Consider the following 20,291-nt stretch of genomic DNA (forward strand, 5'->3'; position numbering starts at 1 on the left):
GCCCTGCCTACAATCCGCCGCGATTTCAAACCCCAGCTTCAAAGGCAGCCCATGCAGGTCCACGCATCCATCTTCAAGGCCTATGACATCCGCGGCGTCGTCGGCCAGACCTTGAACGAGGAGCTCGCTGAAGCTCTGGGCCGGGCCTTCGGCACCGAAGCCAAGGCCCTGGGCGAGAAGGCCGTGGCCGTGGGCCGCGACGGCCGCATCTCGGGCCCCGGCCTCGTGGCCGCGCTGATCCGCGGTATCGCGTCCACCGGGCTGGACGTCGTCGACATCGGCGCCGTGACGACGCCGATGCTCTACTACGTGGCCGCCACGCGCGGCAAGCACGGCTGCAACTCCGGCATCCAGGTGACCGGCAGCCACAACCCCAAGGACTACAACGGCTTCAAGATGGTGCTCCAGGGCGCCGCCGTCTACGGTGAGCAGATCCAGGGCCTCAAGCGCCGCATCGAGGCCGAGGACTACGCCACCGGCAAGGGCCGTGTCGGCCAGATGGATGTGGGCCCCGAGTACGCCGCGCGCATCGTGCGTGACTGCAAGCTGGCCCGCCCGATGAAGATCGTCGTCGACAGCGGCAACGGCATCCCGGGCGCCTCGGCCCCGGCCATCCTGCGCGCGCTGGGCTGCGAGGTCGTCGACATCTTCTCCAAGGTCGACGGCGACTTCCCCAACCACCATCCCGATCCCAGCCGCCCCGAGAACCTGGAAGACCTGAAGAAGATCGTCCACGCCACCGACGCCGAACTGGGCCTGGCGTTTGATGGCGACGGCGACCGACTGGGCATCGTCACGAAGGACGGCGAGATGATCATGCCGGACCGCCAGATCATGCTGCTGGCCGCCGACATCCTGAAGCGCCAGCCGGGCGCCGAGATCATCTTCGACGTGAAGTGCACGCAACGCCTGGCCCCGTGGATCAAGGAACACGGCGGCAAGCCGCTGATGTGGATGACCGGCCACTCGCTGGCCAAGGCCAAGCTCAAGGAAACCGGCGCCCCGCTGGCGGGCGAGCTGTCGGGCCACATCTTCTTCTCGGAGCGCTGGTACGGCTTCGACGACGCGATGTACACGGCCGGCCGCATGCTGGAAATCCTGTCCCGCGACGCCGACCCCAGCGCCACGCTCAAGGGCCTGCCCAACAGCTTCAACACGCCCGAGATCAACGTGCCCTGCGCCGAAGGCGAGCACCACGAAGTCGTCAAGCAGCTCAAGGCCCTGGTGACCGAAGCCGACCTGCCGGGCGTGCTGGAGATCAACACCATCGACGGCATGCGCTTCGAGTACGCCGACGGCTTCGGCCTGATCCGCCCGTCCAACACGACGCCGGTGCTGGTGCTGCGCTTCGAGGGCCACACGCCCGAGGCGCTGGAGCGCATCCAGCACGACGTGCTGGCGCAGTTGAAGCGCGTGAAGCCCGACGCGACCTTCGCCGCCGGGCATTGATGCCCCTCGCCCCGTCTTGCGGCGCTGAACGCGCGCGAGCCGGGGCGCCCCCAACGCGGCAATGATGCGGAGCGGGCCGGCGCCTGGACCGAAGATATCTCAGGGAGTATGACGACATGCCGTTGATCGGTGGGATGCACATCCTGATCGCGCTGCTGTGCGCGGTGCACGTGGTTCGCAGCGGCCAGCAGCTGTACTGGCTCTTCATCCTGTTCGCGTTCCCGCTGCTGGGCAGCGTGGTGTATTTCTTCGCCATCTACCTGCCCAATTCGCGGCTGGACCACGGTGCCCGCAAGGCCGTGGCCGCGGCGGCGCGCGCGATGGACCCGGGCCGCGACGTGCGCGAGGCACGCGCCGTCTACGACATTTCGCCGTCGGCGCAGAACCAGATGCGTCTGGCCGAGGCCTTGCTCAATGCGGGCGAAGCCCAGGAGGCGGCCTCGCTGTACGAGGCGGCACTGAAGGGCCCGTTCGCCAACGACCCCGACCTGCGTTTCGGCGCAGCGCGCGCTTGCGTGGAATGCCAGCGTTATGACGCGGCGCTGAGCCATCTGCAGGCCCTGAAGGCCGAGCGGCCCGGCTACCGCGCCGACCAGGTGCTGCTGCTGATCGCCCGCTGCCAGGCTGGCACCGGCCACGCGGACGAAGCGCGCGCCTCCTTCGAGGCAGCCGTGCAGCAGCATGGCGGCTTCGAGGCGCATGCCGAATTCGCGATCTGGGCGCTGACCCGCGGTGACACGGCCACGGCGGCCCGGCTGCAGACCGAGATCGACCGCCAGGTCCAGCTGTGGAACCCGGTCAGCCGGCAACTGAACGCGCCGGTCATGCGCCGCCTGAAGGCGGCCCAGGAACTGGCCCGCAAGGCAAGCTGATGCCGCAAGGGCTGGCACTGGCCCTGTATGCGGCCCTGCTGCGGCTGCTGACGCCGCTGTACCTGCTGCGCCTGTGGCGCCGCGGTGCGCAGGAGCCGCTGTACCGGCACGCGCTGGGTGAGCGGCTGGGCTTCTACAAGGCGGGCACCGAGCCGGGGCGCTTGTGGGTCCACGCCGTGTCGCTGGGCGAGACGCGGGCGGCCAGCGCGCTCATCGCCGCGCTGCGCGAACGCGAACCGGGCCTGCGCCTGCTGCTGACGCATTCGACCGCCACCGGCCGCGACGCCGGCGCCGCGCTGCTGCGTGACGGCGATGCCCAGACCTGGCTGCCCTACGACACGCCCGGTGCCGTGCGGCGCTTTTTGCGCCATTGGCAGCCGCGTGTGGGCGTGTTGATGGAAACGGAAGTCTGGCCGGTGCTGCAGCGTGAAGCCGAGCGTGCCGGCCTGCCCATGGTGCTGGCCAACGCCCGCCTGTCCGAGAAAAGCCTGCGCCAGGGCCAGCGCTTTGCCGCGCTGATGCGCCCGGCCGCCCGCCGTATGGCCCTGGCCCTGGCCCAGACCGAGGCCGACGCCGCCCGGCTGCGCCTGATAGGCGCGCCGCGCGTGGACGTGGCCGGCAACCTGAAGTACGACATCGCGATGGACCCGGCGCTGACCGCCCGCGGCCAGGCCTGGGCGGCCCAGCTCGGGCGGCCGGTGTTGATGCTGGCCGTCAGCCGCGAAGGCGAGGAAGCGGCCTTGCTGGCCGAGTGGGCCCGGCGCACCTCCCCTCGCCCGCTGCTGGCCATCGTGCCCCGCCACCCGCAGCGCTTCGACGAGATCGCCGCGCTGATCCAGGGCGCCGGCTTCACGCTCGCGCGGCGCAGCACCTGGGGCGACACACCGCCCGCCGAGGCTCTACAGGCCGACGTCTGGCTCGGCGACTCCATGCGCGAGATGCCGCTCTATTACGGCCTGGCCACCGTGGCGCTGCTGGGCGGCAGCTTCGAACCGCTGGGCGGCCAGAACCTCATCGAGGCGGCCGCCTGCGGCTGCCCGGTGCTGGCCGGGCCGCACACCTTCAACTTCACCGAGGCGGCAGGCCTCGCCATCGCGGCCGGCGCGGCCCGGCGGTGCGGCTCGCTGGCCGAGGCCGTCGCCCAGGGTGAAGCGCTGTGCCGTGACGAGCCCACGCGCTCGCACATGTCAGCCAGCGCGCTGGCATTTGCCACCGCACATCGCGGCGCCGCCGGGCGCATGGCGGCGGCCCTGCTGGCGATGGCGCCGCCTTAAAGCTGAACCCGGCTGAGCCCAGCCGCCCGTCAAGGCTTGTCCGGGGCCTTGAACGCCTGCAGCGTGGCCTTCAGGTCGGCAATCGTCTGGGCCAGCTCGTTGTTGCTCAGCACATCGACGGCCGAGCGCGCCTCCAGCGGGCCGAGGTTGCTGACCATGTTGACGGCCTTGCCCACCACCGCAATGCCCAGTTCGTTCATCGCCTGCTGGTTGGCCACGGCGTTCTGCTGCGCGAGGTTGGTGTTGGCCACCAGATTGGCGTAGGCCAGGTTGGACAGCATGGCGGGCTGTTCGCCCACCGCCTTCAGGTTGCCCACGGTCACCGCTTCCACGATCTGATCGTTCAAAGGCATGGCAAGACTCCTGTTGCGCTCTGGGGTTGAAAAAGTCGGCAGCGGCGATGGGCTGGGCCCGGACGAAGCAGCGCCCGCCTCGTCAGCCACCCCAGGCGCCCCCGGCGCCTGGGGTGGCTGAAACGCAGCCAGCAGGCGGTTGAAGTCGGCGATCAGCCGCTCCATGGCCTCACTGCCCTCGACCGAGCCCAACTGCTCGATGACGGCGGCGGCCCGTGCCACGAAGGCCAGCTTCAGGATGTGGGTGGCCTGCAGATGGCTCACCGCCTCCTGCTGCCACAGGTTGCGGTTGAAGCTGTCCTGCAGCGCCGCCAGCTCGCCCCGAGAGCCGCCCGGCGTATCGGCACCGCTGTCTTGTTCAGTCATGGCATCGCCCTTTCCATCCAGGCTCGGCAATGCCCGCCGAACCCTCACTGAGACAAAACGTCAAGCCCGGCCAAAAGCCGTCATGCCCCGAGGGCAGGCATCCACAAAGTTGTGCATCGGGCGCCGGGGAGGACAGCCAAGGTTTGAACTTGGCCTGGCCCATATGGTGGCGGCGCGGGCAGCCAGTCGATGCTTTGGGCTCGTGGCCGTGGGACACCCGAGCGGCAGGGCGGACTGGAGGCGCCTGGAGGCTGATTCGAGTCACTCGCCGCCTCAGCGCTGAACGGCTGCAATGATCGGCAGCGGTCATTCAACGGCCGGCCGTTTATCGGACTTTTCACCTTCAAGACTGAGATCGCGCTATGAAATGAGAGATCCCTAAGCCTTTTTTTTCGTTGACGCGGATAACGGCGAGGGGCGTTCGAAGGGGCCTTTCCTATTGGATTGCCGCTACGTTCTGCGCGGGAGGCTGCCAACCACCGCCGAGCGCCTTGAAAGAGAAGATTGCGGCTCGAGCGGCTTCCGTTTCCGCCTGTGCGCGAGCATCGGAAGCCCGCAACAGGTTTTCATCTGCCTGGAGGACTTCGATCAGGCTGACGACGCCCTTTTGGTAAGCCGCGAAGGTCGCCGCGCGGGCACGGGTCAGTGACTCGACACCTTGCGTCAATTCAGCCACCTGAATCTCCCTGTTCACGAGGGTCGAGAACGCGTTCTCGACGTCCTCGGTCGCGCGGAGGGCGGCGAGGCGGTAGCCGGCCAGTAGTTCGGCCTCCTGACCCTTTGCCTGCTCGATCTGAGCATTGATGCGGCCGAAATCGAAGAGTCGCCACCTCAGACCCAGCACGCCGGCGGCCTGGCTTGCGCCGCCTGTGAAGAGATTCCCACCGGAGACGGACGTGGCGCTGCCGATCAAGCCGCTCAAAGAGAACTTCGGGTAGTACTCGGCAATGGCGATACCGATGCGCTCGTTCGACGCGGCCAAGCGACGCTCCGCTGCAATCAGATCCGGGCGACGGCGCAGCAATTCCGCCGGAGACACGGGGGCGCCAATTTGTGGCGCTGCCGGGATCGGGCCGCCCGCGGCCAGCGCCGCGCTGTAGGTGCCGGGCAGTGCGCCGAGCAGCACATCCAACGCGTTCATCGCTGTCGCCAGGCCGGACCGCAGCACTGGAATCGACGCACGGACTTGCGCGAGGGCTCCCTCGACCTGATGGACTTGCATCTCAGCGGCAAGTCCCTTGCCGTATAGCAGCTGGACCTTTTCGAGCAGATCCTGCTCGGTCTCGACCTGCCGGTGGGCGATCGCCAGACGAGTCTGCAGCCCGCGGATGCTCACGTAGAAATCGGCGGTCTGGGCCGCCACCATGAGACGCACAGCGACGGCGCCTGCTTCCGACGCCTGGTAATCGGCCCGTGCCGCTTCCTTGCCGCGCCGCAGACTACCGAACACATCAAGTTCCCAGCCGGCGCTTACGTTGGCCTCATAGGAACTCCCCGAGCGGTCGAAATTCGGGTTGGAATTCAGCACCCGGCCCAACGGCGTTTCCACCGATTGGTAGGCTCTCGCTGCCTGAGTGCCGAAGTTGCCCGACGGAAGCAGCGCGGCATTTGCCAGACCAACAGCAGATCGTGCCTGGGTCACCCTGGCCGTCGCCTGCGCCAGGTCCAGGTTCTGCTCCAGCGCAATCTTCACCAGGCTCGCCAACTGCGCGTCGTCGAACGCCGCCCACCATTCGGCGAGATCGGCATTGCCGGTGGCTGGTCGGCGATCCACTGCGGCCTGACCCTGAAAACGTTCGGGGATGGGCGCGGTGGGCCGGCTGTAGGTCGGACCCACGGCGCAGCCGGTCAGGCTGGCGAGGAGGAAGGTGGCGACAAGAACTGGTCGAGTGGACATGGGCTCATCCTTTGACGATTGTGACCATAATATCAAATGGTCACTCGTTGTCCAATCGCGGAGGCTACCGTAAGCTGACGCCCATGACCCCCACGAGCACTCTTCCCGCACCGGCCCGCGGCCCGGCCGACCACGATGTCCGCGACCAGATCGTGGCCGCTGCGACTGAGCACTTCAGCCGCTACGGCTATGGCAAGACGACCGTGTCCGACCTTGCCAAGGCCATCGGCTTTTCGAAGGCCTACATCTACAAGTTCTTCGAATCCAAACAGGCCATCGGCGAAATGATCTGCGCGAACTGCCTTAGGCAGATCGAGGCCGAAGTCAGCGCATCAGTCGCAGAAGCCAGCCTGCCGCCGGACAAGCTGCGCCGCATTTTCAAGGCTAGCACCGAGGCGACCCTGCGCCTCCTCTTCCAGGATCGCAAGCTTTTCGAGATTGCTGCCTCGGCGGCGACTGAACGCTGGCAAGCGGTCGTCGATTACGAAGAGCGTACGCGGCAACTGCTTCGCGACGTGCTGCAGGAAGGCCGGCAAAGCGGCGACTTCGAGCGCAAAACGCCGCTGGACGAGACGGTGCTGGCAATCCATTTGGTCATGCGCCCCTACCTCAATCCCCTGTTGTTGCAGCACAGCATGGACAGCACCGATCAGGCGCCGGCGCTGCTGGCCAGCCTGGTTCTGAGAAGCTTGTCACCTTAAATTCAATGTGACCGTTGACTGATGCGGTCACTAGCCACAAAATGAAGGTCCTGATTCGTCACTTAAGGGACCTTCATGCGCCGGCCTCGCCTCGCTCTTTCTGCGCTCATCTGCGTACTGCCGCTGGCCTTGGCCGCGTGCGGCGAATCGACGGCAACCACGGATGCGCGTACCCAGCTGCCGCTGGTCCGGACCGTAGCTGTCCAGGACGCCTCGGGTTCGTCGCGGTCCTTCACGGGAACCGTGGCGGCTCGCGTGCAGAGCGACCTGGGCTTCCGGGTGCCGGGCAAGGTGCTTGAGCGCCTGGTCGATGCCGGCCAGGCCGTGAAGCGCGGCCAGCTCTTGATGCGCATTGATCCTGTGGACCTGAAGCTGGCCGCCGAAGCCCAGCACGAAGCGGTCGCGGCCGCCAAGGCGCGTGCGCAGCAGACGGCTGACGATGAACTCCGGTATCGCGACCTCCGCGGCACCGGTGCGATCTCGACGGCCACCTACGACCAGGCCAAGGCGGCGGCGGACGCGGCCAAGGCGCAGGTCAGCGCCGCCGAGGCGCAAGCCAGCGTGGCCCGCAACGCGAGTCGTTATGCGGAGCTGGTCGCCGATGCCGATGGCGTCATCACCGAAACGCTGGCCGAACCCGGCCAGGTGGTGGGGGCGGGACAGCCGGTTGTCCGTCTGGCCCATGCGGGGCATCGCGAGGCCGTCGTCCAGTTGCCGGAGACGCTGCGCCCGACGATTGGGTCGAAGGCAGAAGCCCGGCTGTTTGGCGGCGAGAGCGCGGCCAGTCCGGTCAAGTTGAGGCAGCTCTCGAGCGCGGCCGATCGGCTCACCCGAACCTACGAAGCCCGCTATGTGCTGGACGGCGCGCTGGCCAATGCCCCGCTGGGTGCCACGGTCACCGTGGAAACGCCAGCCGAGTCTTCCGCCGGCCAGCCAGCGCTGCAAGTGCCGATCGCGTCGGTCTTCGACGCTGGCAAGGGCCCGGGCGTGTGGGTCGTCGACGGTTCGCCGACCAAGATCACCTGGCGCCCGGTCACGATCAAGCATGTGGACGATGATCGTGCACAGGTCGTGGGCGACCTCAAGCGCGGCGAAATCATCGTCGCCCTCGGCGCGCATCTGCTGCGCGAGGGCGCGCAGGTCCGGGTGATGGATCAGGCGGTGGCTGCTGCGAACAACGGGAGCCGCCCGTGAGCGAGAGCCGCTTCAACCTGTCGGCGCTCGCCGTCCGTGAGCGCGCGATCACCGTCTTCCTGCTGTTGCTGATCTCGATGGCAGGGGTGATGTCGTTCTTCAAGCTTGGCCGCGCCGAGGACCCCGCTTTCACGATCAAGGTGATGACCATCATCACCGCCTGGCCAGGTGCTACCGCGCAGGAGATGCAGGACCAGGTCGCCGAGAAGATCGAGAAGCGGATGCAGGAGCTGCGCTGGTACGACCGCACCGAGACCTACACGCGGCCTGGCCTGGCCTTCACGACGCTGACGCTGCTGGACAAGACGCCGCCGGCCGACGTGCAGGAGGAGTTCTATCAAGCCCGCAAGAAGGTGGGCGATGAGATCCGCAACCTACCGCCGGGCGTGATCGGGCCTTTCGTCAACGATGAGTATTCGGACGTGACGTTTGCGCTGTACGCCCTGAAGGCCAAGGGCGAGCCGCAGCGCACGCTCGTGCGTGACGCCGAGAAGCTGCGCCAGAGGCTGCTGCATGTGCCTGGCGTCAAGAAGGTCAACATCGTTGGCGAGCAGTCAGAGCGCATCTTTGTGGAGTTCTCCCACGAGCGCATCGCCACCTTGGGGCTCAGCCCCCAGGACGTGTTTGCGGCGCTGAACGGCCAGAACGCGCTGACGCCCGCAGGCTCTGTCGAGACCCGGGGCCCCGAGGTCTTCATCCGTGTCGATGGTGCGTTCGACGACCTGCAGAAGATCCGGGATACGCCTTTGGTGGCGCTGGGACGCACCCTGAAGCTGTCGGACATCGCCACCGTCAAGCGGGGCTATGAGGATCCCGCGAGCTTCCTGATCCGCAATGGCGGCGAACCTGCCTTGCTGCTCGGCATCGTCATGCGCGACGGCTGGAACGGCCTGGATCTTGGTAAGGCGCTCGACGGCGAAACGAAGGCGATCAACGCCGAATTGCCGACCGGCATCAGCCTCACCAAGGTCACCGACCAGGCCGTGAACATCAGCTCGGCCGTCGACGAGTTCATGGTGAAGTTCTTCGTCGCGCTGCTGGTGGTGATGGTCGTGTGCTTCGTCAGCATGGGCTGGCGCGTGGGCGTCGTCGTGGCTGCTGCCGTGCCGCTGACGCTGGCGGCCGTGTTCGTCGTGATGCTGGCGACGGGCAAGAACTTCGATCGGATCACCTTGGGGTCGCTCATCCTGGCGCTGGGCCTGCTGGTCGACGACGCCATCATCGCCATCGAGATGATGGTGGTGAAGATGGAGGAGGGTTATAGCCGTCTGTCAGCCTCGGCCTATGCCTGGAGCCACACGGCGGCTCCCATGCTGTCGGGCACCTTGGTGACGGCGGTTGGCTTCATGCCCAACGGATTCGCGCGGTCCACGGCCGGCGAATACACCAGCAACATGTTCTGGATCGTCGGCATCGCGCTGATCGCATCCTGGGTGGTTGCCGTGTTTTTCACACCCTACCTCGGCGTCAAGCTGCTCCCGAACTTCAAGACGGTGGAAGGCGGGCACGAGGCGCTGTACGACACGCCTCGCTACAACCGGTTCCGCCGAACCCTCGGGCGCGTCATCGCGCGCAAGTGGTGGGTCGCAGGTTCCGTCGTTGGATTGTTCGTCCTGTCCGTGCTCGGCATGGCTGTAGTGAAGAAGCAGTTCTTCCCCATCTCGGATCGGCCGGAGGTGTTGGTCGAGGTGCAGATGCCCTACGGCACGTCGATCAGCCAGACCAGCGTCACGGCCGCCAAGGTCGAGGCCTGGCTGGCCAAGCAGGCGGAAGCCAAGATCGTGACCGCCTACGTGGGACAAGGCGCGCCGCGCTTCTACTTCTCGATGGCGCCGGAGCTGCCTGACCCGTCGTTCGCGAAGATCGTGGTGCGGACCGACAACCAGAACGAGCGCGAGGCGCTGAAGCACCGGCTGCGCCAGGCCATCGCCGACGGCCTGGCGCCTGAGGCCCGCTTGCGAGTCACGCAGCTCGTGTTCGGTCCCTACTCGCCGTTCCCGGTGGCCTACCGGGTGACGGGGCCCGACCCTGATGTGCTGAGGAAGATCGCAACCGAGGTCCGCCAGGTGATGGACGCGAGTCCCATGATGCGGACGGTCAATACGGACTGGGGTACGCGCACACCGACGCTGCATTTCACGTTGCAGCAGGAGCGTCTGCAGGCAGTGGGACTGACGTCCAGCTCGGTCGCGCAGCAGCTGCAGTTCCTGCTCAGCGGCGTGCCGGTCACCATGGTTCGCGAGGACATTCGAACGGTCCAGGTGGTCGCGCGCTCGGCCGGCAGCGTGCGGCTTGACCCGGCACGAATCGGCGACTTCACGCTGGCCGGTGCCAACGGCCAGCGCATCCCGCTCTCGCAGGTTGGCGTCATCGACGTGCGCATGGAAGAGCCCGTCATGCGCCGGCGTGACCGCATGCCCACGATCACGGTCCGCGGCGATATCGCCGAAGACCTGCAGCCGCCGGACGTATCCACGGCCATCACGAAGCAGCTTCAGCCGATCATGGACAAGCTGCCGGGTGGCTACAAGATCGAGCAGGCCGGCTCCATCGAGGAATCGGGCAAAGCGACGGTCGCGATGCTGCCGATCTTCCCGATCATGCTGGCCGTCACGCTGCTGATCCTGGTGCTGCAGGTCCGCTCGCTGGCTGCCATGGTGATGGTCTTCCTGACCAGCCCGCTCGGTCTGATCGGCGTGGTGCCCACATTGATCGTGTTCCACCAGCCTTTCGGGATCAATGCGCTGGTGGGCCTGATCGCGTTGTCGGGCATCTTGATGCGCAACACGCTGATCCTGATCGGACAGATCCACCAGAACGAGCAGGCCGGCTTGCCGCCCTTCCAGGCGGTGGTCGAGGCGACCGTGCAGCGGGCTCGTCCAGTGATCCTGACGGCACTGGCTGCGATCCTCGCTTTCATTCCGCTGACCCATTCGGTCTTCTGGGGAACTCTGGCCTATACGCTCATCGGTGGCACGTTGGCGGGCACGGTCCTGACGCTCGTGTTCCTGCCGGCGATGTACTCGATCTGGTTCCGAATCCGGCCAGGCGGAGAAAGGGCGGTGACCGGCGCTTCGCCGGCCAGTTATGCCCAGGTGCGCGACTTGCCCAGCCCCATCAGCTGACCTGCCAGCCGCTGCGCGGCCAACAGCGGCACCCACACAACGAGGCATCGCGCTTGCTGCGCCAGGCGCGAGGTCGCGCTTCGCCCTCGTTCACTTGATCAAGAAGAGATTTCCATGAACAACCCACCTGTCGTCCTCGTCACTGGCGTTTCGTCCGGCATCGGCCTGTCCACGGCCAAGAAGTTCGTTGCCGGCGGAAGCCGTGTTTTCGGAACCGTGCGCAAACTCGCCAAAGCCCAACCGCTAGCCGGCGTCGAGCTGGTCGAAATGGACGTCCGCAACGACGCCTCGGTGCTCGCCGGCGTGCTCGACGTCATCAAGCGTGCCGGTCGCATCGACGTCCTCGTCAACAACGCTGGCTTCAACATGGTCGGTGCGGTGGAAGAGACGACGCCCGCCGAGGCGGCCTCGCTCTTCGACACCAACGTGCTTGGCGTCCTCAGGGTCTCGCAGGCGGTGCTTCCGCACATGCGGGCTCAGCGACAGGGCCGCATCATCAACGTGAGCTCGGTGCTGGGCTTCTTGCCCGCGCCTTACATGGGCCTCTACGCGGCGTCCAAGCATGCCGTCGAGGGCTTGTCGGAGTCGCTGGACCACGAAGTGCGCCAGTTCGGCATCCGCGTGACCCTGGTCCAGCCCTTCTATACGAAGACCAACCTCGAAGCCAACTCGCCGCTGGCCGCGACCTTGATCGATGCCTACGACCGGGAGCGCAAGGCCGTGCTGCATGCCATCCCCGCCAGCGTGAGTGCGGGCGACGAACCCGAGAAGGTGGCCCACACCATCGTCGAAGCGGCATTCGGGCCCTGGCGGATGCGGCGCACGCCGCAGGGGCAGGCGGCCCTGCTGAGCAAGTTGCGCCGCTTCATGCCGGCCGGCCCAGTCGACAAGAGCCTGCGCAAGCAGCTTGGTCTGGGCTGAGCCAGCGCCAGAGCGGATTCACCCCGGCAAGGCCCTTGCCGGTCAGCGCCCCGGTTGGGGCAAACCTTGAAGGAGTCCAACCATGAAGACATACCTGGGCATCACTCTCCTGGCGGTGCTCGCCGCGCTTGCCGGCTGTGCGGGTCCGGTCGACAAGAAGTCGTGTGACGCACCCAACATTCAGCGAGAGCTCAGCTACACGCCCCCGGGCTGCGAGCAGACCTCCTGATCTTGAACGTGGCCCACGCGAGCCGTTGGCCCTTCAGCAAAACAACCATCGGGGACAAAGATGAACATTCGCACTCGCGTCGGCCTGGTGGCCGCGCTTTCGGTGTGTGCATTCGGGGCCAACGCTCAAGCGGTCCTGACGCTGTACGGGAATATCGACACCGCCGTCGACACGACGCACAAGACGACGGGCAGCACCGGCTCGCCCACAGGAGCATCCGCCGCCCTGATTTTTCCGCCTGGCAGCGCCGGCACAAGATCACGGGTGACGCCGAGCCTTTCGCGCACCAACACCTTGGGCTTCAAGGGGCGCGAGGATCTGGGCGGTGGATATGCGGCAGGCTTCGTCCTGGAATCGCAACCGGGTAGCGACGACGGCACTCTGTCCCAGGACGGGCGCTTCTTCGGCAAGCAGGCCATGGTGTACCTGACGACGCCCGCTGGCGAGGTTCGCATGGGACGTCAGTACGCACCAATCTTCTTTTCCTTCGCGGCCGGTACACCTGATGGCCTCGCTGGAACCGATCTGTTCACCGCCGGCCTGGTCACCAACACGTTGCAGATCAGGCAGGACAACCAGATCAGCTACTGGGCTCGGGCCGGCGGCTTTGCGGCTGCTGTCTCCTACAGTCCTAACGCTGGCGTTTCGCGCATCGTGAGTCCGGCGCGCGGCAGCGCGGCAACGGCATCCACGGGTTCCATGCTGGGGGCCGCCGGCGCGGGCGCCGAAGCCTCGGGTTCCGAGTCCGGCGGAAAGCGCGGGCGGTCTGGTGGGCTGTTCCTCGCCTACACCGCGCCGACGTTCAACCTGAGCGCGGGCTTCCACTACAACGAGTTCGACGTCCCCGTGCTTTCGCAGGGCGGCTCGATCTTCGAGCTGGATCGCTACTGGGGCTTCGCGCTGTCCGGAAAGTACATGCTGGCGGTCGATGGCCCGTCGCTGCATGCGATGTACCACGAGGGACGCTACTTCGATGGCGACACCCTGAACCTGCCCGGGCAACCACCGCTCAAACTGCCTGGCGCCGGCGGCTTCGACCCGAAGATTCAAACCCTCGTCGTCGGCGCGCGAGTTCCTGTCGGCAACTTCATCTGGATCGGCGAGGCCGGCGAGAGTCGCTTCACCAATTTCACCCGTGGTAAGAACCTCGGTATTTCGTTGGGCGTGGACTACCAACTGTCCAAGCGGACGGTGCTCTATTCGCGGTTGGCGGTCGCTGAGGACCGGCAAGGCAACGTGCTACCTATCGTGGGCGTGACACCAACGGGTGCGCGGCCGATCAATGTTTCTGGCGGCCCCGACGCGATTCTCGCCGCGCTGGGACTGCGTGAGACGCCGGCCTTCAACGGCGTCGGCATTTCTCCGGACGGAAGGTCCAGCATCCTTGCCTTCGGGATCCGGCACAGCTTCTGAGCTGAGCCAGTTCCACCTCGGCACTCCCGGCTTTGGCGCGTCGAGGTGTTTTGGAGCGTTGGAGTTGACAGCTATGCCGGAGTGACGAGCGACCGCCTCGTGTCAGCCAGCGCGCGTTCGCCGGCACAAGTCGATCGGCAGCACCCGCTGCAAAGCCGACGCCACCGCGCCCCCCCCCGGGGAGCAAGCCCGCGTCGCTGCACCCGGCGATGTTCGCCGCCTTGTCCGCCCTTCGCAACGATGCGATCGCCCCCAAACTCCTCCATGGCCACCCCGCGCATTCGCCGCCCTGCTGTCCGCCGCCGGCGCCCCCTGCGCTACTCGCGCACGAATCGCGCCGTCCCGCCGCCTTGATACAGCGTCAGGGCCTGGCCGTCGGCGTCGAACTCGATCTCCAGCACCGCCACGCGCGCGAAGAAGCGGCGCTCTGCCTTGCCGAACAGCTCGAACTCGCCCTGCCCCGTGGCCTGGGCGAACAGGCGAGCGCCATCGGCCCGCACGCGCAGCTTGAACTGCGGGTTCATGGCATACACGCCCGCCAATGGCTGAACCTGCGCCGGTGCGAGCGTGAGGCTGGGCTGGCGCAGCGCAGCGCGGTCCTGCAGCGGCAGGCTCGCGTCGACGGCGTGCATGGCCAGGTCGGTCACCGGCACCTGGGCATTGGCCAGCACCACGCCCGCCGCGCCGCGTGACGGGTCCAGCCATAGCGAGCTGCTGAAGCCCGCCGTCGCGCCGTCGTGGTTGTAGAGCGTGCGGTCGCCGGCCGGCGCCAGCAGCCAGGCCAGGCCGACCGGGTTGATGGGCGCCGACCCGGCCGCATGCGGGCGCAGGCACAGCGCGAACGCCTCGCGCAGCGGGTGCTCGTAGCCGCCCAGCGCGGCCTGGCCGTAGCGCAGCAGGCCGCGCGCCGAGCCGTGCAGCGCGCCGGCGCCGGCCGTCACGCCCAGGAAATGCCAGGCCGGCACCGGCTTGCCCTGAGCGTCGTGGCCCTGGAGCAGCCCTGGCCGTGCGAAGCCGATGTGCTCGCCCAGGCCCAGCGGCATGAGCACCCGACGCGTCAGCAGCGTGGCGTAGTCAGTGTCTTCGCGCAGCGCCAGGGCATGGCCCAGCAGGCCGAAACCGAGGTTGGAATACCCGAACACGGTGTCACGCGCGATGCGCGGCTGCCAGCCCTTCAGGAACAGCCGGAGCGACGCCCAGTCATAGTCGGCATAGGGGTCATCGACGCGGGCCGGCGTCATGTTGTCGGGCAGCCGCGGCAGGCCCGACCGGTGCGTCGCCAGGTCACGCCAGCGCAGCGGCTGGCCCAGGCTGTCGCGCAACCGCAGGCCGTCGGGCAGCACAGCCTCGACCGCGTCGTCCAGCTTCAGCTGGCCGCGCACGACGGCGTCGGCGAGCAGCAGCGCGGTGAAGGTCTTGGTGATGGAGCCGTATTCGAAGACGCTGTCGGCGCCAGGCTGGGTGCCGCGGGCGGCCGCGCCGGCAAACTCGGCCTTGCCGCTGCGCAACCGGCCGGCCGCGAGCGCCACGCCCTCCACCTTCAGTCGCGCATCGAGCAACGGCTGCAGCCCCTCCTCGTCGGCACGGGCGGGCCAGGCGAACGCCAGGCTTCCGGCGGCCAGCAGTGTCTGGCGTCGATTGAGCAGGGTCATCGCGTCTCCTCCACCCCCAGGATAACAGCGCGACCTGGCGGCATGCATGACGCCGTTCAGCCCGCATTCGTGGCCGGATTTGCCGGCGGCAAGGCCGCACGCCGCCGCAGCAGAAAGCGCCGCGTGGCCTCGTCGTCGCACAGCCCGGCGGCCACCTCGTAGGCATGGGCCGCGCCGGCCGTGTCGCCCAGCCGTTGCAGCAGCTCGGCGCGCAGTGCCCAGTAGGGCTGGTAGGCCCGCACCAGCGTGTCGTCGAGCTTCAGCAGCTGCTGCCAGGCGGCCTCGGCGCCCTGCACGCGCGACAGCGCGCTGAGCTGCCCCAGCCGGTAACCCAGCGTCGGCGCCAGGGTGGTCAGCCCCTCGTACAGCTGCACGAGCGCCGGCCACTGGATGACTCCCGTCTGCGCACGCTGCGCGTGCACGGACTGCAGCGCTGCCTCCAGCTGATAACGGCCCAGTTGCCCGGCACGGCTGGCGTGTTCGAGCGCGTCGCTGGCCTGCTGCATGAGGCTGGCGTCCCAGCGGTGCGTGTCCTGCTCGTCCAGCGGCACGAAGGCACCGCTCGCGTCGCGGCGGGCGGCGCGGCGTGATTCGCAGAACAGCAGCAGCGCCAGCAGCCCCAGCACCTCGGGTGCGGGCAGCTGCCGGGCCAGCCAGCGCGCCAGCGACACGGCCTCGGGCTGCGGGCCGGTCGCGTCGTCCCAGGCCAGGCCGTAGGCGGCGTACAGCGCATCCAGCACGGCCGGCAGCTGGTCGGCCAGCGCGTGCTGCGGCGGCACCTCGAAGGCGATGCCGGCATCGCGGATCTTGGTCTTGACGCGGCTGAGCCGCTGACCCAGGGCTGCCGGGCGAACGAGGAACAAGCCCGCCATGCGCTCCACGGGCACGCCCAGCACCACCTGCAGCATCAGCGGCGCATGCAGCGCGCGGTCGATGGCCGGATGCGTGCAGACGAAGAGCAGCATCAGGCGTTCGTCGGCGAACTCGGCGCCGTCGGCCCCGGCGGCTTCATCCACCTCGGCGGCCTCATGCCGGTGCAGCCAGTCGGCGGCAAAGCCCGCGTGGACCTGCTCGTGGCGCCAGGCGTCGCGCCAGCGGTTGCGCGCCACGGCCAGCAGCCAGCCGGCCGGATTGGCCGGCACGCCCTGCTCCGGCCAGCTGGCCAGCGCCTGCGCGACGGCGTCGGCCACGGCGTCTTCGGCGGCGGCGATGTCGCGCGACCGTGCCGCCAGCAGCGCCACCAGCCGCGCCCGGCTGGCGCGCAGCGTCGCCAGCAGCGCGGCGTGGGCCGCGTCAGTCATGCAGCAGGTTGGGCCGCACCTCCACGACGACACCCTCGCGGTCCGGGAAGCGCGCCGCCCACTGGATGGCGGCATCCAGGTCGGGCAGGTCGACGATGAAGAGGCCGCCCAGCAGCTCCTTGGTGTCGGCCACGGGCCCGTCGTGCAGTACCAGCTCCCCCTTGGCGCGGCGCAGCGTGGTGGCCGTGGCGGGCGGCTGCAAGCCCGCGCCGCCGATGAAGATGCCGGCCTCTTTCAGTGCCTGCAGATAGGCCATGGTGCCGGCCCAGTAGGCGGCCTGGCGCTCGGGGTCGGTGCGGGCGGCGAAGCCCTCGGCGGTCTCGTGGATCTGGATCGTGTAGTGCATGGCGTGCCCTTTCGGTGGCAAGGCGGGGTGGGACGGACGAAAAGACCTGTGGCCCTTTCGCCGCCATGACGCGCCAGCCCGGCCGGTTTCGACAACCGGCCCGCCATCATCGCGTCAGCCGCCGCTGGAGGCCACGCTCCAGCCACCACCCAGCGCCTTGACGAGCTGGGCCGTGGCGGCCCATTGGGCGCCGCGCAGCTGGGCCAGCGCGCGCTCGGTGGCCAGCGGCGTGCGCTCGGCCTCGGTCACGTCGAGGTAGCTGACCGCGCCCTTGTCATAACGGCTGCGCGCGACGGTCAGCGCCTGGCTGCTCGAATCGAGCGTGCGGTTCTGCGCGTCGACGACGCTGGCGCGGCCGGCCAGCTCGGCCAGCGCGTCGTCCACCTCGCGCAGCGCCTGCAGCATGCGGCCGCGGAAGGCGGCGAGCGACTCGTCGGCCTGGGCCTTGGCGCCCGCGAGGTTGGCCTTGTTCTTGCCGCCTTCGAAGATGGGCAGCGAAATGCTGGGCCCGATGTTGTAGAGCCGTGCCGGCGCCGACACCAGGTCGCCCAGCTCCTTGCTCTGGTAGCCGTAGCTGCCCGTCAGGCGGATGGACGGGTAGAACGCCGCCTCGGCGATGCCGACCTGGGCCGTGGCCGCGTGCAGCTGCGCGAGGCTCTGGGCCAGGTCCGGCCGGCGCTGCAGCAGCTCGGACGGCAGCCCGGCGCGCACCTGCGGCGGCGTGGCCAGCGGGCTGGCCTCCAGCCGCAGCTCGGCCGCGCCCTGACCGGTCAGCGCGGCCAGCTGGTTCAGCACCAGCGACTGGCGGCGCGGCAGGTCGGCCACCTCGGCGTCGGCAGACGCCAGCTCGGCGCGCACGCGCTCCAGGTCCTGCATCGTGGAGGAGCCGGCGTCGAAGCGCGTCTGCGCCACCTGGAAGGCATTGGCGCGGCTGTCGCGCAGGCGCTGCAGCGCGGCGCCCTCGTCGGCCAGCGCCCGCCACTGCCAGTAGGCGGCCGCCACGTCGGCGGTCAGCGCCACGCGGGCGGCGGCGGCGTCCAGCGTGGAGGCGTCCAGCTGCGCCTGTGCGGCCTCGGCCTGGCGCTTCACGCGGCCCCACAGGTCGAGCTCCCAGCCCAGCGACGCCTGGATGCCGGTCTGCGTGCCGTCGAAGGTGATGGCCTGGCCGCCGAGCACGGGCGTCGTCACCGACTTGCCCGACGTGCGCAGGTTGGTGACGCTGCCGCCGACTTCCACGCGCGGCAGCTCGTCGGCCCGCGTGGCGCCGAACACCGCGCGCGCCCGCTCGATGCGCGCCGCCGCAGCGGCCAGCGTGGGGCTGGCCTGCAGGGCCTGCGCCTCCAGCGTGTTGAGCTGGGTGTCGTTGAACATCAGCCACCAGTCGCGCTGCAGCTCGGCGCCACCGGCAGGGGCGGCCGCGCGGTAGGCGGCTGGCGCATTGGCGGCGGGTGCTTCGTAGTTGGGGCCGACCGTCGTGCAGGCAGCCAGCGCTGCGGTGGCGACGAGGGTGAGGACAGTCTTGAGTTGGATCATGTGTTGATCTCCCGAATTCAGTGGGCGGCTTCGGCGGCGCCTGCGCCACCCAGCACCTTCTTGCTCATCCAGACGATGACCACGCAGCTGAGCAGCGCGATGCCGAGGATGAGGAAGGCGTCGTTGTAGGCCATGACGAAGCTGTCGCGGCGCACGGTGTTGTCCAGCGCCTTGAGCGCCATGTCCTGCGCGGTGGCGAGGTCGAAGCCCTTGGCCGCGAAGTTCTGCGCCAGCGCGTCCAGGCGCGCCTGCGTGGCGGGCTCGAACAGGCTGACGGCTTCACCGACGCGTGCGCTGTGCAGGTGCTCGCGGTTGGTCACCAGCGTGGCCAGCGTGGCGATGCCGACCGAGCCGCCGAGGTTGCGCATCATGTTGAACATGCCTGACGCGCTGGGCAGCAGGTTGGGCGGAATGCCATTGATCGCGAAGTTCGTCAGCGTGATCATGATCAGCGGCTGGCCCAAGGCCCGCACGATCTGCGCGGCGATCAGCTCGGGGCCGGCGGTGTCGGCGCTCATGTGCGTGTTCATGAAGCACGACACGGCGAACAAGCCCAGCCCCACGCTCATCATCACGCGGTTGTCGAGCTTGGTGGAGAGCTTGGCGGCGAACGGCATGATGAACAGCTGCGGCAGCCCCATCCACATGATGACCAGGCCGATCTGCATGGGCGTGTAGTTGGCGATCTGGCCCAGGTACAGCGGCAGGATGAAGGCCGAGCCGTAAAGCCCCATGCCGGTCGTGAACGCGATGAAGCCGGCGATCAGGAAGCTCGGGCGCCCGAGGATGTGCAGGTCGATGAAGGTGTTCTTGCGCGTCAGCCCGCGCCAGGCCCAGCCGTAGATGCCCACCACCCCCAGCGTCGCCGCCACGATGATGAAGTGGCTCTGGAACCAATCCTTGGCGTTGCCCTCTTCCAGCATGGCCGTCAGCGAGCCCAGGCCGACCGCCATGAAGAGGATGCCCCACCAGTCGACGTCGCGCAGCAGCTTGAGGTTGGTCGGCTCCTTGTCGAGGCCCAGGCTCACGCCCAGCATCAGGAGCACGCCCGGCACCCAGTTGATGTAGAAGATGCTGGGCCAGCCGTAGAGCTCGGTCAGGTAGCCGCCGACGGTCGGGCCCAGCGTGGGCGCCAGCGTGGCCGTCATGCCGAACAAGGCCAGGCCGATGGGCCGCTTGTTCAGCGGCAGCTTGCGCGTGACCAGCGTCATCGCCATCGGGATCATCACGCCGCCCGTGAAGCCCTGGGCCGCGCGGAACGCGATCATGCTCTCCAGGCTCCAGGCCATGCCGCACAGCGTGCTGAACAGCAGGAACAGCGCGACGTTGACGACCAGGTAGCGGCGCGTGGAGAACACCATCGCGAGGAAGCCGGCCAGCGGGATGACGACGATCTCGGCGACCAGGTAGGCGCTGGAGATCCAGGAGCCCTCTTCCTGCGTGGCCGACAGCGCGCCGAGGATGTCGCGCAGCGACGAGTTCGTGATGGCGATGTCCAGCACCGCCATGAAAGCGCCCAGCAGGCTGGACAGCACGGCCAGCCAGGTGCGGCCGCTGACCTTCTGGTCGGGCGGCGGCGGCAGATAGTTTTCGTTGCCCATGTCAGTGATGTGTCGAGCCGCAGCTCATGAATTGACGGGCCCAGTGCAGGGCCGCTCCCCAGCC

Annotated in this window: 16 protein-coding genes; 9 read left to right on the top strand and 7 right to left on the bottom strand. The window is 68.2% G+C overall.

The window, feature by feature from the left end:
- The first annotated feature begins 51 nt into the window (after positions 1–51).
- The 3 genes from ACG00X_RS03785 (at position 52) to ACG00X_RS03795 (ending at position 3,595) form a co-directional block, all read left to right on the top strand.
- Positions 52–1,449, top strand: a complete 1,398-nt coding sequence (locus ACG00X_RS03785) for a phosphomannomutase/phosphoglucomutase (protein ID WP_394486627.1) — start codon at positions 52–54, stop codon at positions 1,447–1,449.
- 134 nt (positions 1,450–1,583) lie between these two features.
- On the top strand, positions 1,584–2,321 hold the full coding sequence (locus ACG00X_RS03790) for a tetratricopeptide repeat protein (RefSeq protein WP_394486628.1): 738 nt from the start codon (positions 1,584–1,586) through the stop codon (positions 2,319–2,321).
- Positions 2,321–3,595 (top strand): 3-deoxy-D-manno-octulosonic acid transferase, encoded by a 1,275-nt coding sequence (locus ACG00X_RS03795; protein ID WP_394486629.1) that lies wholly within the window; start codon positions 2,321–2,323, stop codon positions 3,593–3,595. The genes ACG00X_RS03790 and ACG00X_RS03795 overlap by 1 nt, the downstream gene beginning before the upstream one ends.
- Before the next feature lie 29 nt (positions 3,596–3,624).
- Here the strand turns inward: ACG00X_RS03795 and ACG00X_RS03800 are convergent, their stop codons facing one another.
- Entirely contained in the window at positions 3,625–4,314 is a 690-nt protein-coding gene (locus ACG00X_RS03800; protein ID WP_394486630.1) for a RebB family R body protein, read from the bottom strand.
- A gap of 436 nt (positions 4,315–4,750) precedes the next feature.
- Positions 4,751–6,211 (bottom strand): efflux transporter outer membrane subunit, encoded by a 1,461-nt coding sequence (locus tag ACG00X_RS03805; protein WP_394486631.1) that lies wholly within the window; start codon positions 6,209–6,211, stop codon positions 4,751–4,753.
- 83 nt (positions 6,212–6,294) lie between these two features.
- Here ACG00X_RS03805 and ACG00X_RS03810 point away from each other — a divergent pair, with 83 nt between their 5' ends.
- The 6 genes from ACG00X_RS03810 (at position 6,295) to ACG00X_RS03835 (ending at position 13,794) form a co-directional block, all read left to right on the top strand.
- On the top strand, positions 6,295–6,912 hold the full coding sequence (locus ACG00X_RS03810; protein WP_394416729.1) for a TetR/AcrR family transcriptional regulator: 618 nt from the start codon (positions 6,295–6,297) through the stop codon (positions 6,910–6,912).
- Positions 6,913–6,987: 75 nt separating this feature from the next.
- The gene (locus ACG00X_RS03815) at positions 6,988–8,106 is read left to right on the top strand and encodes an efflux RND transporter periplasmic adaptor subunit (protein WP_394486632.1); all 1,119 of its coding nucleotides are present in this window, start codon (positions 6,988–6,990) and stop codon (positions 8,104–8,106) included.
- Positions 8,103–11,231 carry an efflux RND transporter permease subunit gene (locus tag ACG00X_RS03820; RefSeq protein WP_394486633.1) on the top strand — a complete coding sequence of 1,043 codons (3,129 nt, stop codon included), beginning with the start codon at positions 8,103–8,105 and terminating at the stop codon, positions 11,229–11,231. Before ACG00X_RS03815 ends, ACG00X_RS03820 begins: the two co-directional genes overlap by 4 nt.
- A gap of 114 nt (positions 11,232–11,345) precedes the next feature.
- A complete protein-coding gene (locus ACG00X_RS03825; protein WP_394486634.1) occupies positions 11,346–12,152 on the top strand; it encodes an oxidoreductase in 807 nt (268 codons plus the stop codon).
- 82 nt (positions 12,153–12,234) lie between these two features.
- Positions 12,235–12,381 (top strand): hypothetical protein, encoded by a 147-nt coding sequence (locus ACG00X_RS03830; RefSeq protein ID WP_394486636.1) that lies wholly within the window; start codon positions 12,235–12,237, stop codon positions 12,379–12,381.
- 60 nt (positions 12,382–12,441) lie between these two features.
- On the top strand, positions 12,442–13,794 hold the full coding sequence (locus ACG00X_RS03835) for a porin (protein WP_394486637.1): 1,353 nt from the start codon (positions 12,442–12,444) through the stop codon (positions 13,792–13,794).
- A 317-nt stretch (positions 13,795–14,111) separates the two neighbouring features.
- On the opposite strand, the gene ACG00X_RS03840 is transcribed toward ACG00X_RS03835, so the two are convergent.
- The 5 genes from ACG00X_RS03840 to ACG00X_RS03860 form a co-directional block, all read right to left on the bottom strand.
- Positions 14,112–15,446, bottom strand: coding sequence for a serine hydrolase (locus ACG00X_RS03840; protein WP_394486638.1), 1,335 nt, complete (start codon positions 15,444–15,446; stop codon positions 14,112–14,114).
- 56 nt (positions 15,447–15,502) lie between these two features.
- Entirely contained in the window at positions 15,503–16,747 is a 1,245-nt protein-coding gene (locus ACG00X_RS03845) for an RNA polymerase sigma factor (protein WP_394486639.1), read from the bottom strand.
- Complete coding sequence (locus tag ACG00X_RS03850; protein ID WP_394486641.1) at positions 16,740–17,093, bottom strand: YciI family protein; 354 nt, start codon at positions 17,091–17,093, stop codon at positions 16,740–16,742. The genes ACG00X_RS03845 and ACG00X_RS03850 overlap by 8 nt, the downstream gene beginning before the upstream one ends.
- Positions 17,094–17,207: 114 nt before the next feature.
- Positions 17,208–18,626, bottom strand: a complete 1,419-nt coding sequence (locus tag ACG00X_RS03855) for an efflux transporter outer membrane subunit (RefSeq protein WP_394486642.1) — start codon at positions 18,624–18,626, stop codon at positions 17,208–17,210.
- A gap of 17 nt (positions 18,627–18,643) precedes the next feature.
- Entirely contained in the window at positions 18,644–20,227 is a 1,584-nt protein-coding gene (locus ACG00X_RS03860; protein ID WP_394486643.1) for a DHA2 family efflux MFS transporter permease subunit, read from the bottom strand.
- Positions 20,228–20,291: the final 64 nt, after the last annotated feature.

Source organism: Pelomonas nitida, from assembly GCF_043555975.1.
In the GTDB taxonomy this organism is placed as follows: Bacteria; Pseudomonadota; Gammaproteobacteria; order Burkholderiales; family Burkholderiaceae_C; genus Pelomonas; species Pelomonas nitida.